12 protein-coding genes are annotated in these 15,150 nt (G+C 68.6%); 7 read left to right on the top strand and 5 right to left on the bottom strand.

Going from position 1 to position 15,150, the window contains the following annotated elements; translation table 11 throughout:
• Nucleotides 1-143: 143 nt before the first annotated feature.
• The 3 genes from ACZ6DT_RS25010 to ACZ6DT_RS25020 all read right to left on the bottom strand — a co-directional run bounded on the left by ACZ6DT_RS25010 (nt 144) and on the right by ACZ6DT_RS25020 (nt 3,481).
• Nucleotides 144-722 carry an LOG family protein gene (locus ACZ6DT_RS25010; protein WP_465599412.1) on the bottom strand — a complete coding sequence of 193 codons (579 nt, stop codon included), beginning with the start codon at nt 720-722 and terminating at the stop codon, nt 144-146.
• Entirely contained in the window at nt 722-1,507 is a 786-nt protein-coding gene (locus tag ACZ6DT_RS25015) for an LOG family protein (RefSeq protein ID WP_465599414.1), read from the bottom strand. Before ACZ6DT_RS25015 ends, ACZ6DT_RS25010 begins: the two co-directional genes overlap by 1 nt.
• Before the next feature lie 111 nt (nt 1,508-1,618).
• Complete coding sequence (locus tag ACZ6DT_RS25020) at nt 1,619-3,481, bottom strand: glycoside hydrolase family 9 protein (protein ID WP_465599416.1); 1,863 nt, start codon at nt 3,479-3,481, stop codon at nt 1,619-1,621.
• 183 nt (nt 3,482-3,664) lie between these two features.
• Between ACZ6DT_RS25020 and ACZ6DT_RS25025 the strand changes: the two genes are divergently transcribed.
• The 4 genes from ACZ6DT_RS25025 (at nt 3,665) to ACZ6DT_RS25040 (ending at nt 10,454) form a co-directional block, all read left to right on the top strand.
• Entirely contained in the window at nt 3,665-4,978 is a 1,314-nt protein-coding gene (locus tag ACZ6DT_RS25025; protein WP_465599418.1) for a helix-turn-helix domain-containing protein, read from the top strand.
• Between the two features lie 277 nt (nt 4,979-5,255).
• The gene (locus ACZ6DT_RS25030; protein ID WP_465599420.1) at nt 5,256-7,520 is read left to right on the top strand and encodes a M4 family metallopeptidase; all 2,265 of its coding nucleotides are present in this window, start codon (nt 5,256-5,258) and stop codon (nt 7,518-7,520) included.
• 85 nt (nt 7,521-7,605) lie between these two features.
• Nucleotides 7,606-9,195 carry a M28 family peptidase gene (locus ACZ6DT_RS25035; protein ID WP_465599422.1) on the top strand — a complete coding sequence of 530 codons (1,590 nt, stop codon included), beginning with the start codon at nt 7,606-7,608 and terminating at the stop codon, nt 9,193-9,195.
• Nucleotides 9,196-9,398: 203 nt separating this feature from the next.
• On the top strand, nt 9,399-10,454 hold the full coding sequence (locus ACZ6DT_RS25040) for a chitinase (RefSeq protein ID WP_465599424.1): 1,056 nt from the start codon (nt 9,399-9,401) through the stop codon (nt 10,452-10,454).
• 106 nt (nt 10,455-10,560) lie between these two features.
• On the opposite strand, the gene ACZ6DT_RS25045 is transcribed toward ACZ6DT_RS25040, so the two are convergent.
• The gene (locus ACZ6DT_RS25045) at nt 10,561-11,388 is read right to left on the bottom strand and encodes a DUF3152 domain-containing protein (protein WP_465599426.1); all 828 of its coding nucleotides are present in this window, start codon (nt 11,386-11,388) and stop codon (nt 10,561-10,563) included.
• A 111-nt stretch (nt 11,389-11,499) separates the two neighbouring features.
• On the opposite strand from ACZ6DT_RS25045, the gene ACZ6DT_RS25050 reads away from it, so the two are divergent.
• Nucleotides 11,500-12,753 (top strand): helix-turn-helix domain-containing protein, encoded by a 1,254-nt coding sequence (locus ACZ6DT_RS25050; protein WP_465599428.1) that lies wholly within the window; start codon nt 11,500-11,502, stop codon nt 12,751-12,753.
• Nucleotides 12,750-13,637, top strand: coding sequence for an aminoglycoside phosphotransferase family protein (locus ACZ6DT_RS25055; RefSeq protein ID WP_465599430.1), 888 nt, complete (start codon nt 12,750-12,752; stop codon nt 13,635-13,637). The genes ACZ6DT_RS25050 and ACZ6DT_RS25055 overlap by 4 nt, the downstream gene beginning before the upstream one ends.
• On the opposite strand, the gene dapE is transcribed toward ACZ6DT_RS25055, so the two are convergent.
• On the bottom strand, nt 13,630-14,703 hold the full coding sequence (gene dapE, locus ACZ6DT_RS25060) for a succinyl-diaminopimelate desuccinylase (protein WP_465599432.1): 1,074 nt from the start codon (nt 14,701-14,703) through the stop codon (nt 13,630-13,632). The genes ACZ6DT_RS25055 and dapE overlap by 8 nt on opposite strands.
• A gap of 48 nt (nt 14,704-14,751) precedes the next feature.
• Between dapE and ACZ6DT_RS25065 the strand changes: the two genes are divergently transcribed.
• Nucleotides 14,752-15,141: a hypothetical protein gene (locus ACZ6DT_RS25065; protein ID WP_465599434.1), complete on the top strand. Its 390-nt coding sequence runs from the start codon at nt 14,752-14,754 to the stop codon at nt 15,139-15,141.
• Nucleotides 15,142-15,150 lie beyond the last annotated feature (9 nt).

Below are 15,150 nucleotides of genomic sequence, written 5' to 3' on the forward strand. Positions count from 1 at the left end.
GGGGAGGGGAGGGTGAGAGGGACAAGGCCTCCCGTCTTTGGTGCTTGTGGGGAGGGGCGGGGTAGGTTTTCCGCCCCCCCTCCCCTCTTTCCCCCCCCCCCCCCCCCCCCCCCCCCCCCCCCCCCCCCCACCCGACCCAAGCCCTACTTAGCCCACTTAGGCCGCGGAGGAGGTACGTAGTCCGCGAAGCTGTCCAGAAGCACCGAAGCGTCCGAGTCGATCGAGAGCATGTCCCGGTACCCCGGCGACAAGAAGCCCTCCGACACCATGTGGTCGGCGAACTTCAGCAGCGGCGCGTGGTACCCGCCGACGTCGACCAGCCCGATCGGCTTCTCGTGCAGGCCGAGCTGCGCCCACGTCCACACCTCGAACAGCTCCTCCAGCGTCCCGGCTCCACCGGGCAGCGCGAGAAAGCCGTCGGACAGCGCGGCCATTTTCGCCTTCCGCTGGTGCATGTCGGCGACGACGTGCAGTTCGGTCAGGCCGGCGTGCGCGATCTCTACGTTGCCCAGTGCCTCCGGGATCACGCCGATCACCTCGCCGCCCGCGGCCAGTGCCGCGTCCGCGACGACGCCCATGGTCCCGACCGACGCCCCGCCGTAGACCAGCCCGATCCCGCGGGAGGCCAGCAACGTGCCCAGCGCACGTGCCTCGTCGGCATAGCGCGGGTCGAAGCCCATCGAAGAGCCGCAGAAGACGCAAACCCGGCGCGGCGCCGCCATCAGTGGGTGTCCTCCCAAGCCTGGTACGACTCCTGGACGACACGCACGGCGTCGTCGATGTCGTCGGTGACGTGCAGCAGGTCGAGGTCCTTCTCGCCGATTTTGCCCTCGGCGAGCAGCGTCTTGGCGATCCAGTCGTGCAGGCCACCCCAGTAGTCGCTGCCGAACAGCACGACCGGGAACTTCGTGACCTTCTTCGTCTGCACCAGGGTGAGCGCCTCGAACAGCTCGTCGAGTGTGCCGAAGCCGCCGGGCAGGCAGATGAACGCCTGCGAGTACTTGATGAACATGGTCTTGCGGGCGAAGAAGTACCGGAAGTTGACGCCCAGGTCGACCCACGGGTTCAGGCCCTGCTCGAACGGCAGCTCGATGCCGAGGCCGACGGAGAACCCGCCCGCCTCGTTGGCGCCGCGGTTCACCGCTTCCATCGCGCCGGGGCCGCCGCCGGTCATCACCGCGAAGCCCGCTTCGGCGAGGGCGCCGCCGATCTTGCGACCGAGTTCGTACTCCGGGTGGTCCCGTTTGGTCCGCGCCGAACCGAACACCGTCACCGCGCGCGGCACTTCGGCCAGCGCGCCGAAACCCTCGACGAACTCCGCCTGGATCCGCAGCACACGCCATGGGTCGGTGTGCACCCAGTCGCTCGGCCCCCGTGAGTCCAGCAGGCGCTCGTCGGTGGTGCTGCCCTGGTCACGGCGATCCCGCCGCAGCACGACCGGGCCCTTGTGGCGCTCGATCGGACGTTCCGGGTATTGGCCGTCGGGGAACTCGCTTGTCTCACTCACCCCGCCAAGCCTACGACGTCGTCACCGTCCGGAGCGGCGGCATCGCCGCGAACAGGAGTTGTCGGGTACGCGAACGCGGGGCCCGCCGGGAAGCGGGCCCCGCGAACACGCCTAGGAACGTCCGGTCAGCGCGAACGCGAGCATGGCCGTCGAGGTGAAGTCGATGGCGGGCTCGTTGCTCGGCCACGAGGCGAGGTCGTCGGTGTAGCGGGACTCGGTCGTGTCGAACGCGTCGTAGGGTTTCGTGCACTCCTTCGCCCCGGCCGGGAACGGCAGGTCCGCGAAGTGTTCGGCCCCGTTCGGTCCGTTCACGACCGCACCGTAGAGCACCTTTTCCTCACCCGCGAGGTTGGCCGCCTGGTGGTGCGGGCATTTCGGCGACGTCGTGCCGACGCCGACGACCAGCGACACACCCCACGCGTTGGCGCCGAGGGTGAAGTTCCGCTGCTGCGAACCGAACGCCGCGTAGTGCCGGTCGCCGGTCAACTCCGCGTACAGGCGCTCGGTCGCGGCGAACCCGAAGCTCTTGCTGGCCGCGTCGAACTCCTTGACCGAGACGGCCGTCCGGAAAGGACTCTGAGCCGAGCTCGCGACGCCCTCGTCGAGCTGACGACGGAGGTCGCCGATCAGTTCCTTCGGGCCGAGCGCCGCACCCGGGACACCGTGCCGCAGGAGCTTCGCCAGTTCGGCGTGCGCCAGCGCGCTGGTGTCGTACAGGTTGAGCGTGCTCTTCTCTTCGAGGTCGATGTAGGCCTTCGCCCAGTGCGCCGCCTGTCGCGTCCATTCGACGGATCGCGGATCCCGCAAGGCCTTACCCGCCAAAGCGAGCTGCGTCGCGCCGAGTTCCATGTCGTCCCGCCAGGACGATTCCGGGTAGTACGCGTGCGGGAACGCGGTGACCAGTTCGCCGACGTTCTCGGTCTTGGCCTGCGCGAACACCGAGGCCGCCTCGGCGAGGTACTTCCTTGCCAGCGCCGGGTTCCGCCTCGCCTCGACCTGCGCGCCGAGGGCGAACGCGGCGGCGACCCGGCCGGCGAGGTTCGGGCTCAGGGCCGACCCACCGGGGTTCGCCGGGAACACCGGCCGGTGCTTGACGAAGTACTTGGGGTCACCGGGTTTCACGTCGAGCGGGTCGTCGTCGTGCGGGTTCCGCCAGACGTCGTGGTCGCCGAGGAAGCCGAACTTGTCGCTCCCCGTCCCGATCCCGACCTGGGCGTAGAGCGTCTTGCTCTTCTCGTCCCACATCTTGTCGAGCCAGTCGAGGCCGAGCTTGACCTCCTTGGCCAGCACCGGATCGTGACCCTCACGGAGCACGTATCCCAATTCCGCCAGCGAGTACGCCGTGTTCGAGGTGAACTTGACGAAGTCGCCCGCGTCGACCCAGCCGCCTTCGACGTCGATCGGGCCGCCGATCGGCTTGAGCGGTTCCGCGATCTCGTCGCCACCCTCGCCGACGAACACCGGCCAGTCGTAGACCGTGGCCTGTTTGTCGGCCAGATGCGAGGGTTTGCGATCGAGCCGGCCGGGGACGATGTCGTCACCGTCGCGCTGCGCCTGGAAGAACTCGTTGGTGGCGCGGACCAGCGGGGTGAAGAGCCGGTTCTTGGTGTCCACCCGGAACGTCGGTGAGGTCGCCTTGGTCTCGCCGCTGACCTCGATCCGGTACTTGCCCGGCAGCCAGACCCTCGACAGGTCGAGCCGGTACACCGCCGGGTACTTCGCGTTCCACGCGCCGAGCGAGGCACCGGTCCGTCCACGATGGACGGTCCGGCCGCGCTCGTCGATCACCGAGAACGCACCCGGCGCACTGGACAGGAGATAGGCGTGCTTGGTCTCGGTGATGCCGTAGCCGACCTGGTCGACCCGGACCTCACCCTGTACCGCGGCGACGGCCGGAACCGCCGGAACCGTCAAACCCCCGAGGACCAGTGCCGAAACCGCGGCCACCGCCCGGGACCAGGAACTCACCATCATCGGCGCCCCGCTCCAGAATTAGTTAAGAAACTTTCCTTTTTATGACGCAGGACGCTAGCGCCCGGAACGCCACCAGTCAATATGTCCGTTTCGCCGAGAGGAACCCACCGGATCCGGACGCTGTTGGCGGGTATCCGTCCAGATCGGCCGGATCCGCGCCGGGAAATCGTCTACCGTGGATCCGTGCCGTCCAGGGCAGAACCACTCGGCGCGCGGATCCGGCGGTTGCGCCGGGCACGCGGGCTGACCCAACGTGAGCTCGCCGAGCCCCGCTACGACCGCGGCTTCCTCGCGAAGGTCGAATCGGGAAGGCGCCTGCCTTCGGACGACGTACTGTCCCATCTCGCGCGACGGCTCGGCCTCACCGCGGACGAACTCCGCTTCGGCAGACCGCCGGGCGCCGCCGAGGAACTCACCGACGCGCTCGAAACCGCGTATCGCGAGTTGCAGAAAGGCGGACTCGAAGCCGCCGAACGCGAATTCACCCGGGTGGAACGACGAGCGGCGGAGTACCGACTGCCGGACGTCCAATGCCACGCGCGGTTCTATCTCGGCGAAGTCCAGTGGCAGCGTTACGACATTCCGTTGGCGGACAAGGGTTTCGCCCACGCAATGGAACTCGCCGGCACCGCGTCGCCCCGGTTGCGCGCGATGATCGTCAACCGTGTCGCCGCCTGCCGCGCGCTGTCGGGTGATCTGGGCGCGGCGGTCGCGCTCGTCGAAACAGCGCTCGCCGGACTCCGCGCCGAGGAACCCGTCGATCCCGACGCCGAACTTGCGCTGGTGACCGCGCTGATCCACCCGCTCATCGAAATGGGCGCGCTCCGCCGCGCCCGGCGGGCCGCTGAAGAAGGGCGTCGCGCGCTCGTTTCCGCGCGGCGCAAAGACATCTCCGCGCGGTACCACCGGCAGGCGGCGCAACTGTGGCAGGAGATCGGACTGGTCGACCGCGCGGAAAAGGATCTTTCGCGAGCGCTGCGGCTGTTCACCTCACTCGGCTACGACCGTGACGCCGCCCGCAGCCGGTGGGCACGCGGATTCCTGTGGCGGCGGCTGGGCAAACTCGACGAGGCGCACGCCGAACTGCGACTCGCCCGCGATCTACTGGCCGAGGCCGGGTCGCGGGAAGGTGTGCTCGGCGCGACCATCGAACTCGCCGACGTCCGCCGCCGCCAAGGGGAACTCGACGAGGCCGCCGAACTCGCCGAGGGCATCCGGCCGCTTCTGGATCGATCCCCCGACATCGAAGCCAGGGCGGAGGTTCTCCGGTTACTGGGACTCATCGCGCGCGCCCGCGGCGATCTGCCGGAGGCGACCGCGTTGCTCGAAGAAGCCGCCACCGCACAGGAAAATTCGGAACTGCGCGGCGCGCTCGTCGCCACCTCGCTGCATTTGGGCGACACGTTGCGCGCTCGCGGATCCATCGAAGAAGCGGCGGAAGCCTATCGGCGTGGCGTGCGCGCGGCCGCTATGTCCGATTCCGGGCCGGCCGCCTGAAAACCATACGAAAGTCGCCATATATCGCATATGGCGAGAAAACTCTTACTACACAGGCATTTCATTCCCCGCATGTCGATCTTCACCCGCTCTGCTAGGCCATCCGGCCCATTGACGCCCTCGTGACCGGCCTCCTTTACTCGACGTGTCCATCGGGATAACTCCAGTTATCCGAATGGACACGCTCCCCGTCCCCCGCCGTGCACCCGATCCGGTCCCATTCCCCGCCGCGCCGATGGCCTGACGGGTACACGGTCCTGCCCATGGAAGGTTCCCCATGACCGTTCAGCGAGGGCTCAGAACAGGGTTGGCGGCCGTCGCCGGCCTTGCCCTGAGCATGACGTTCCCGGCGACCCCGGCGAACGCGACCACCGCCACGATCCAACCCGCGAGCCCCGACGCGGTGGCCGCGAGCGCGGCCGACCAGGCCGCCGCGGCCGGTGTGGACCACTTGCGGAAGGGGGCACAGGAAGGCTTCCGTCGCGTCGGGCTGACCCCGGGTGGCGGAGGACTTTTCTACGCCGCTTACGAACGAACCTACCGTGGCCTGCCGGTGGTCGGCGGGGACGCGGTGGTCGTCGCCGACGGCGCCGGGCGCGTCCGCGGCACCAGCGCCGCCGAGACGGCGGCGATCTCGGTCGACACCAAGGCCAAGATCACCGCGGCGAAGGCGACCGAGGTCGCCCGCGGCCGGCTATCCAAAGTAGACAGTGTCATCGCTCCGAAGCTCGTCGTGCTGGCGGGGACCTCGCCCAAGCTCGCCTACGAGGTCGTCGTCGCCGGGACCAAGGCGACGTCCCCGAGCAATCTGCACGTGTTCGTGGACGGCGCCACCGGCGCGGTTCTCGAAACCCGTGACGACGTCAAGATGTCCAACTTCCCCGCCGCCGCTAAGACCACGTCGAACGACGTCAGCACGCTGGGCGCCGGGAACAGCTACTACGCCGGCAACGTCACCATCGATACGACGAACTCCGGTGGCACGTACACGATGCGCGACCCGCAGCGCACCAACATCAGCTGTGCCCGCCAGAACGGCTCGCCCTTCAGCGGACCGGACGACAACTGGGGCAACGGCTCCGGCACCGACCTGGAAACCGCCTGCGTCGACGCGCTCTTCGGCGTCCAGACCGAGTGGAAGATGCTGGGCGAATGGCTCGGCCGCAACGGGATCAACGGCAACGGCGGCGGCTTCCCCGCCTACGTCGGCCTCAACCAGGCCAACGCCTACTGGAACGGTTCTTCGACCACCTACGGCCGCTCCTCGGACAGCCAGCGCCAGGCCACCCCGATGGACGTCGTCGCACACGAGTACGGCCACGCCATCTTCCAGACCACGCCGGGCGGCGCGGGCAGCGGCAACGAGAACGGCGGTCTCAACGAGTCCACCGGTGACATCTTCGGTGCCATCACCGAGCACTACGCCAACAACGCCAAGGACGTCCCGGACTACGACGTCGGCGAGGGCGTGAACCTGGTCGGCCGCGGGCCGATCCGCTACATGAACCAGCCGAGCAGGGTCTCCGGCAACCCCGACTGCTACTCGTCGTCCATCCCGAACACCGAGGTGCACGCCGCCGCCGGCCCGCAGAATCACTGGTTCTACCTGCTGGCCGAGGGCACGGCGCCGGTGGGCAAGCCTGCCAGCCCGACCTGCAACAACTCCTCGATCACCGGTATCGGCATCCAGAAGGCCGGGAAGATCTTCTACAACGGCCTGCTGAAGAAGACCTCCAGCTGGAACCACAAGGCGGCCCGCAAGGCCACGCTGGAAGCGGCGCTCGCGCTGTACCCGGGTTCCTGCACCGAGTTCACCACCACCAAGGCGGCGTGGGACGCGATCAGCGTGACCGCGGCGACCGGCGAACCGACGTCGTGTACCCCGCAGGGCAACGACTTCTCGGTCGGCGTCACCCCGGCGTCGGGTTCCGTCAAGCCGGGCGAATCGGCCACCGTCACGGTGAACACCGCGACCACCAACGGCACGGCGCAGTCCGTGGCGCTCAGCGCCAGTGGCCTCCCGGCCGGGGCGACCGCGACGTTCAACCCCGCTTCGGTGCAGTCCGGTACCTCCTCGACGCTCACCATCGCGACGTCGGCGAGCACCCCTGACGGCACCAGCACCATCACGGTGACCGGTACCGCGGCCAGCGGCGCGCACACCGCGCGGTACACGCTGACCGTCGGCACCGGTGGCAACATCCGGACGTTCAGCAACGGCAACGATTACGCGCTGAACGACTACGCCACGGTGAACAGCCCGATCACCTCGACCGCGACCGGTAACGCGGTGTCGCCGGTGAAGGTGACGGTCACCGGGACGCACACCTGCTCCGAGGACGTCCGGATCAGCCTGAAGGCCCCCGACGGCAGCACGTATTCGGTCAAGGCCACCGGTTCCCTGCCCTGCACCGATCTGGGCACCCGGAACTACTCGGTGAACGTGACCAACGAAGTCGCCGCCGGCACTTGGACCCTCGTGCTCTACGACGCCTACGCGCAGGACACCGGCACGCTCGACAGCTGGTCGATCACCGTCTAGCTCCCGCCCCCACGGCCTCCTTGAGGAACCCAAAGTCCCTCAAGGAGGCCTTCACGGACCATCCTCCAGAAAGGAAGACCCCGGCATGAAGTGGGGAAAGCGAATAGGAGCGGCCGTCGTCGGCATGGCCGCCGTACTGGGTGTCGTCACGGCGCCCGCGCAAGCGGTCACGGCCGCCGCCGCACCGGACATCTCGCTCGCCAACGTCAAGGCGCACCTGAGCGCGTTGCAGACGATCGCCAACCAGAACGGCGGCAACCGCGCCTCCGGGCGACCGGGGTATCCGGCGTCGGTGTCCTATGTGGCCCAGAAGCTGCGCGACGCCGGCTACAACGTCACCTTGCAGTCCTGCACGAGCTGCGCGGGTTCGAACCAGAACATCATCGCGGAATGGCCGCAGGGTGACGCCAGTCAGGTCATCATGCTCGGCGCGCACCTCGACAGCGTGAGCGCCGGCCCGGGTATCAACGACAACGGCTCTGGTTCGGTCTCGATCCTCGAAGTCGCGCTGGCCCTGGCCCGCGAGAACCCCACCATGGCCAAACGCGTCCGCTTCGGCTGGTGGGCCGACGAGGAGTCCGGCCTGCGCGGCTCCAAGTTCTACGTCAACAGCCTGCCGCAGACCGAGCGTACGAAGATCAAGACCTACCTGAACTTCGACATGATCGGCTCCGACAACTGGGGCTACTTCGTCTATGACGACGTCGCTTCGGTCAGGGCGGTGTTCGACGAATACTTCAGGACGATCGGCATCCAGACCGAGGGTGACACCGAGGGCGACGGCCGTTCGGACCACGCGTCGTTCAAGAGCGCGGGCATCCCGGTGGGCGGTCTCGCGACCGGTGCCGGGTACACGAAGAGCGCCGCGCAGCAACAGAAATGGGGCGGTACCGCCGGAAGGGCGTTCGACAGCTGCTATCACCGCGCCTGCGACACGCTGTCCAACATCCCGGACACCCCACTGGAGAAGAACAGCGACGCGATCGCGTACGCGCTCTGGAAGCTCGCCGTCGGCGCGTCGACGGGGCCCGACTTCTCGATCGGCCTGTCCCCGGCCTCCGGCACCGTCCAAGCGGGACAGTCGGCGACCGTCACGGTCAACACCACGACGACTTCCGGTGCGGCGCAAGCGGTTTCGCTGAGCGCCAGCGGTCTTCCCGCCGGGGCGACCGCGACGTTCAACCCCGCTTCGGTGCAGTCGGGTGGTTCCTCGACACTCACCATCGCGACGTCGGCGAGCACTCCCAACGGCACCAGCACGATCACGGTGACCGGTGACGGGACCTCGGTGGACCGCACGGTGCAGTACACGCTCACCGTCGGCAACGCCGGCGCGCGCACGTTCACCAACGGCACCGACTACGCGCTGAACGACTACGCGACGGTCAACAGCCCGATCACGTCCAGCGCGACGGGTACGGCGACCTCGCCGGTCAAGGTGTCGATCACCGGGACGCACACCTGCTCCGAGGACGTCCGGATCAGCCTGAAGGCCCCCGACGGCAGCACGTATTCGGTCAAGGCCACCGGTTCGCTCCCCTGCACCGATCTCGGTACCAGGACCTACTCGGTCCCGGTGACCAACGAAGCCGCTTCCGGCACTTGGACGCTCGTGCTCTACGACGCCTACGCGCAGGACACCGGCACGCTCGACAGCTGGACCATCACCGTCTGACCACCTGAATGGCGAAGGCCATCTCACGAGGACACCCGGCCTCGTGAGATGGCCTTCGCGCGTTAGCGGGATTTTCGGACAACTCTTCGATATCTGGTCTAGACCACCCGATCGTCGGTAGCGCCACTCGTGCACGGCGACCTATGTTGAGCCGAACGGCCGCTTCCTGTTCGTTCAAACCGCTTTCGAGATGGGAGCTGGGTATGTTCGGTCGCGTCTCACGGCTGCTCGCAATCACCGGCGCGGCGGTACTCGCCGTCACCACGCTCGTCGTCCTGACCCCGGCGCAGGCGTCGGTGGACGCCGAGGTCTGCGCGGTCAAATCGAAGCCCGCGGGCAAGGTCCTGCAAGGCTATTGGGAGAACTGGGACGGCGCTTCGAACGGCGTCCACCCGCCGCTCGGCTGGATCCCGATCACCGACGCCCGGATCAAGGCCAACGGATACAACGTGCTCAACGCCGCCTTTCCGGTCATCCTGTCCGACGGAACGGTCAAATGGGAGGACGGGATGGACGCGACTGTGAAGGTCGCGACCCCGGCCGAGATGTGCGCCGCCAAGGACGCTGGCGCGACGATCCTGATGTCGATCGGTGGCGCCACCGCGGGTATCGACCTGAACTCGGCCACCGTGGCGGACAAATTCGTCGCGACCATCGTGCCGATCCTGAAGAAGTACAACTTCGACGGAATCGACATCGACATCGAAACCGGCCTCGTCGGCAGCGGGAACATCAATTCGCTCTCCGCGTCGCAGAAGAACCTCATCCGCATCATCGACGGCGTGCTCGCCGCGATGCCGCCGAACTTCGGGCTCACGATGGCACCCGAGACCGCGTACGTCACCGGCGGCAGTGTCGTCTACGGCTCGATCTGGGGCGCGTACCTGCCGATCATCAAGAAGTACGCGGACAACGGCAGGCTGTGGTGGCTGAACATGCAGTACTACAACGGAAGCATGTACGGCTGCTCCGGTGATTCGTACCAGGCCGGGACGGTTCAGGGCTTCGTCGCGCAGACCAACTGCCTCGACAAGGGCCTGGTGATCCAGGGCCAGACGATTCGCGTTCCCTACGACAAGCAGGCTCCGGGCCTGCCCGCGCAGGCGGGCGCCGGTGGCGGCTACATGTCGCCGAGCCTGGTTTCCCAGGCGTACCGCAGCATTCCGGGGCTCAAGGGCCTGATGACCTGGTCGCTCAACTGGGACGGTTCACGGAACTGGACCTTCGGGCAGAACGTGAAAGCCTTGCAGGGCCGCTGAACCCTCGAGTCGTCCATCTGATCACGCGAGTTACGCGTTCAATCACGCGTGTTCGCCGTTCAATCACGCGAGTCCCGCGTCTGATCACGTGAGCCGTCCGGACCAGTCACGCGAGCGTGCTGTGCGGAACCGGCGAACTCGCGTGATCAGACGCGGGACTCGCGTGATCAAAGGCGGAACTCGCGTGATTGAACGGCGAACTCAGCCGGCCGAAGGTCCGGAGTACTGCTTCCCGTCCGGATAGGGCCACGGATTCGGGGCGCAGCCGTGCAGGCCGAGCGTCTGCTGCTGCATCACCGGCGCGAGCGCGCCCGACCGGGCAGGTTTCGTGACCGCGCCCGAGCCGGTGCCCGACCTCGTGCGTGACCATGTACTGCCGATAAACCGTCAGCGGCGCGCCGTAGCCGGGGACGCCGTCCGCCCAGCGCGCGACGTTGAGCACGACGCTGTTGCCCTTGCGGCACGAGGTGTAGCCGTCCGGCCTGCCGCCGCACAGCACGTCGCGCGTCTTCGGGGTGGCGAGGTAGAGCGTGAAATCGACGGGACCGTCCGGGCCGGCCCGCTGCAACCGCCATCGCCCGCCGCCGGTCCAGCCGCGCGGATCCCCCAAGGTGGACTCGATCGTCCGGGCGAAACCCTCCTGGCTCACGCCGGTGATGTCGGTTTCGACGGCGATGCGGTACCGCAGCAGTCTTCCGCTCTGTCCGGCGACCGGACCTTCGCCGAGCGGGAAGAGCCACTGCCCGGATCCGTCCGGCGGGAAGGTGATCCCGCCGGACGGTGGCGCCAGCACGGGTTCGGGTGCGGACGAAGACGTTGCCGACGGGCTGGTGACCGGCACCGGTGTCACGGCGGGAGAGGCGACCGAACGAGCTTCGCAACCGCTCACCACCAAGGCGCAGACGGCGATGACCAGGGCCCGGCGCACGGTCATCGGTCCTCCCGTGGTTCTTCGGTCTCTTGGGGAGGTACGGCCGGGGGCAGGAAGAGGTTGTGGGATCGCGCGCGCAACCTTTCGGCACGTTCGCCCGTAAGGTTCTCGGTCATGGGCGAGGAGGTCGGCGGACGGCTGCGGCGGCTGCGCGCCGAACGTGGCCTCACCCAGCGCGAACTCGCCGAACCGCACTACACCGCCGCCTATGTTTCGTCCGTCGAGACGGGTGCGCGGACGCCGTCCGGTGACGCGCTGCGCCATTTCGCCGCGCGACTCGGGGTGGACACCGGCGAACTGCTCGGCGTGACCTCTCCGCGTGACGACCTCCGGCTCGATCTGGAGGTCGCGGCGGCCGCGTCGCAGTTCCTCGCGGGTAAGGGCTCGGCTCCGAAGATGCGACGGCTGGCTCGGCGGGCCGAGAAGATCGGCCGCGCTCGCCAGGCCGGACTCGCCTGGCTGTGGCTCGCGCGGTTCACCGAAGACGACGCCCGGCCGCGGCTCGTGGCCGCCGCCGAAGCCGCTCTCGGCGAAGACATCCCGCCATATCGCGAACTGGCCGCCGCGCTGCGGGCGAACGTCCTGCTCGGCCGGGGCGAGCCGCATCACGCGATGCATCTCCTCCGGACGGCGCTCGACGCGAGCCTCGACGGCTATCCGCATCCGCTGCTCCTGCTGACCCTGCGCGCGTATCTCGCCGAGGGACACCTCCGCCTCGGCGAGACCGTTCAGGCCGCGCGGCACGCGAACGAGGCGCTGCGGCTGGCTCGCGGCGGCGAGGAGATCCTGGCCGAACTCACCGAGCACCAGCGACGGCTGACCGAGGCCTACCTCGGTGAAGGGCGGGTGGCCGACGCCGTCGCCGCCGTGTCGGTGCTGCACGATCTGCTCCACGAGCGTGCCCTGCGGCCGGTGCTGGCCCGGTGCCTGTTCGCGCGGGCCCTGGTCCGTCGCGCCGACGACCTCGAAGGCGCTCTCGCGGACCTTCGCGCGTCAAGGGCGGCCGCGCCCGATCACGCCGTCACTCTGGAACTCGCCGACGTCTGCCGCGAACTCGGTCGTCTCGACGACGCCGCCGCGCTACTCTCCGAAGCAACCGAAGCCATCCCCGCGGACTCGCCGCTCTCTGCGTCACTCACGTTCCAGCAGGGCTCGCTGGCTCTGGCCCGCGGAGACCTCGAAGCAGCCGAAGCGGGCTTCGCGCACGCCATCGACGTGGCCGCGCTCCGCGACGCTCGCGGCGTCTTGGCCGCTTCGGTCGACAAAGCGGGAGAGTTGCTTCTCGACCAAGGGCGCTTCGAAGAGGCCGCGAACCTGTTGCGGCGTGGGCTGCTACTGCTGGGCGCCGAAGAGGACGTCGCGAAGTGACCGAAGTGGACTTGGAAGATCTCGACACCCGCTTGGTGGGCCGATTCGGCCCTGCCGCCGAAGGGTGGCTCGCCGGTGTCCCGGCCCTCGCCACGCGGCTGGCGTCCCGATGGGGTTTCGTGCCCGGCGAGATGTTCGACAGTGGCGCCTCGTCCGTCGTCCTGCGCTGCCGATGGACCGACGGGACACCGGCGGTGCTCAAACTCAGCCCGGATGGCGCGCTGCTGGCCGAACAGCTCGAAATGCTGCGGGTGTTCGCGCCGACGGGCCGGGTGCCCGCCGTGCTGGCCGCCGACCCGGACGCCGGCGCGATGGTGCTGGCGGAGATCCGGCCGGGCACCGTGGCCGAGGACCTGCCGGCGTCGTCCTTGCCGGGCCGGTGGGGCGAACTGCTCACCGCCCTGCACGCCGTGACCCCGCCCGCGGACTGGCCGTGGAGCCTGCGCGGCCGGTTCGAGGAGTCCTTCGACCGCATCGGCAAGCGGATCACCGAACCGGCCATCGCCGCCAGGATCGGCCCGGACACCTGGCAGCGGGCGATCGAGCGCTGCGAGGCATTGCTGGACAGCCAGGCGAACGTCGTACTGCTCCACGGCGACCTGCACCTCGGCAACGTCTTGGACGGTGGCTCGCGAGGCCTGATCGCGATCGATCCGAAGGCGTGTGTGGGTGATCCGTGCTTCGACGCCGTCGATCACGCGGTCGGCGGCGCCGGGCACGAAGGCGTCGAGACCCGTTGCCACGTGCTGGCGAACGCGTGCGGGCTCGACGGGGACAGGTTGTACGCCTGGAGCCGGGTGATCGCCCCGATGTTCGCGATCGCCCATCTCACCTACGGCGGCCCAGAGCAGGCTCTCGACGAACTACTCGCCCTGGCTAGCTGAGGAACGCGCGCAGCACCGAAGCGACCTGCCGGATCTCGCCCGCCCGCACGTTCTCCTGCCGGGTGTGCGCCAGCGTCGGGTCACCGGGTCCGAAGTTCACCGCCGGAATCCCGAGAGCCGCGAAGCGCGAGACGTCGGTCCAGCCCAGCTTCGCGACCGCCTTGCCCCCCGCCGCGGCGACCAGTTCGGCCGCCGCCGGTGCGCTCAGACCGGGCAGCGCCCCTGGCGACAAGTCGACAACCCTGACGTCGTAGCCCTCGAAAACCTCGCGAAGGTGCGTCTCGGCTTCCTCGGACGAGCGGTCGGGCGCGAACCGGTGGTTGATCGTGAGGACGGCCTCGTCCGGCACGACGTTGCCCGCCACACCGCCGCCGATCTTCGTGGCCTGTAAGCCTTCGCGGTAAGTCAAGCCGTCGATGTCGACCACCCGCGGCGTGTACTCGGCGAGCCTGCGCAGCGGTTCGGCGAGCCCGTGGATCGCGTTGACGCCCATCCAGCCGCGCGCGGTGTGCGCCCGGACGCCGTCGACGCGGATCTCGATCCGCATCGTGCCCTGGCAACCACCCTCGATCCCGCCGTTCGACGGCTCGCCGAGGATCGCGAGGTCGGCCCGCAACCATTCGGGCAGTTCACGCTCGATGCGGCCGAGGCCGTTCTTCGTCGCTTCGATCTCTTCGCAGTCGTAGAACACGAAGGTGATGTCGTGCCTCGGCTCGCGGAGGGTGGCGGCGAGGTGGAGGAAGACGGCGTCGCCACTCTTCATGTCGACGGTGCCCAGACCGTGCAAGATCTCGTCGTCACCGGTCCCCTCGCGACGCCCGGGCAGGTTCTCGTTGACCGGAACGGTGTCGAGATGCCCGGCCAGCAGCACCCGCGAAGGGCGGCCGAGGTTCGTACGCGCGAGGACCGCGTCGCCGTTGCGGATCACCTCGAGATGCGGCGCATGCGCCTGGAGCGCGGCCTGCACGGCGTCCGCGATGACCTTCTCCTCTTCCGAGACGCTGAAGATGTCCACCAGCGCGGCGGTGAGGTCGACGGGATCGGCGTGCAGATCGAGCGAAGGCATGCCCGCACCGTACCGCCGGGGGCCCGGGGCTACCGTGAAGGAGTGCGCATGCGAACCATCTTGGTCGCCCTCCTCCTGGTACTCGGCGGCTGCGGATCGGGCGAAGTCCCGGTGAAGGTCCGGCCGACCCAGAGCACCGGGCCGGACGTGCTGCCGATCAAACTCAAGGCGCTGACCACGGACCGGTGCTATCTGTCGCCGGGAACCGAATCGCCCAAGGGCTGCCAGAAGTTCGTCACCGAACTCTCCAGTGCCGCGGGGACCGTCCGCAAACGCCGCCCGGACCTGTCGTCGCACGCCGACGTCCTCGATCGCCCGATCGCCGCCTTCCGCACCGCGAATTGCCAGGATCAGGCGGCTCCCGGCGGTCTGTGCGGCCAGGCACTCGCGGACATGGCGACGACGCTGACCAGTGTGAAGAGCCTCGTCGGCGGTTGACGCGGGTCA

Source organism: Amycolatopsis sp. NPDC041971, assembly GCF_055588925.1.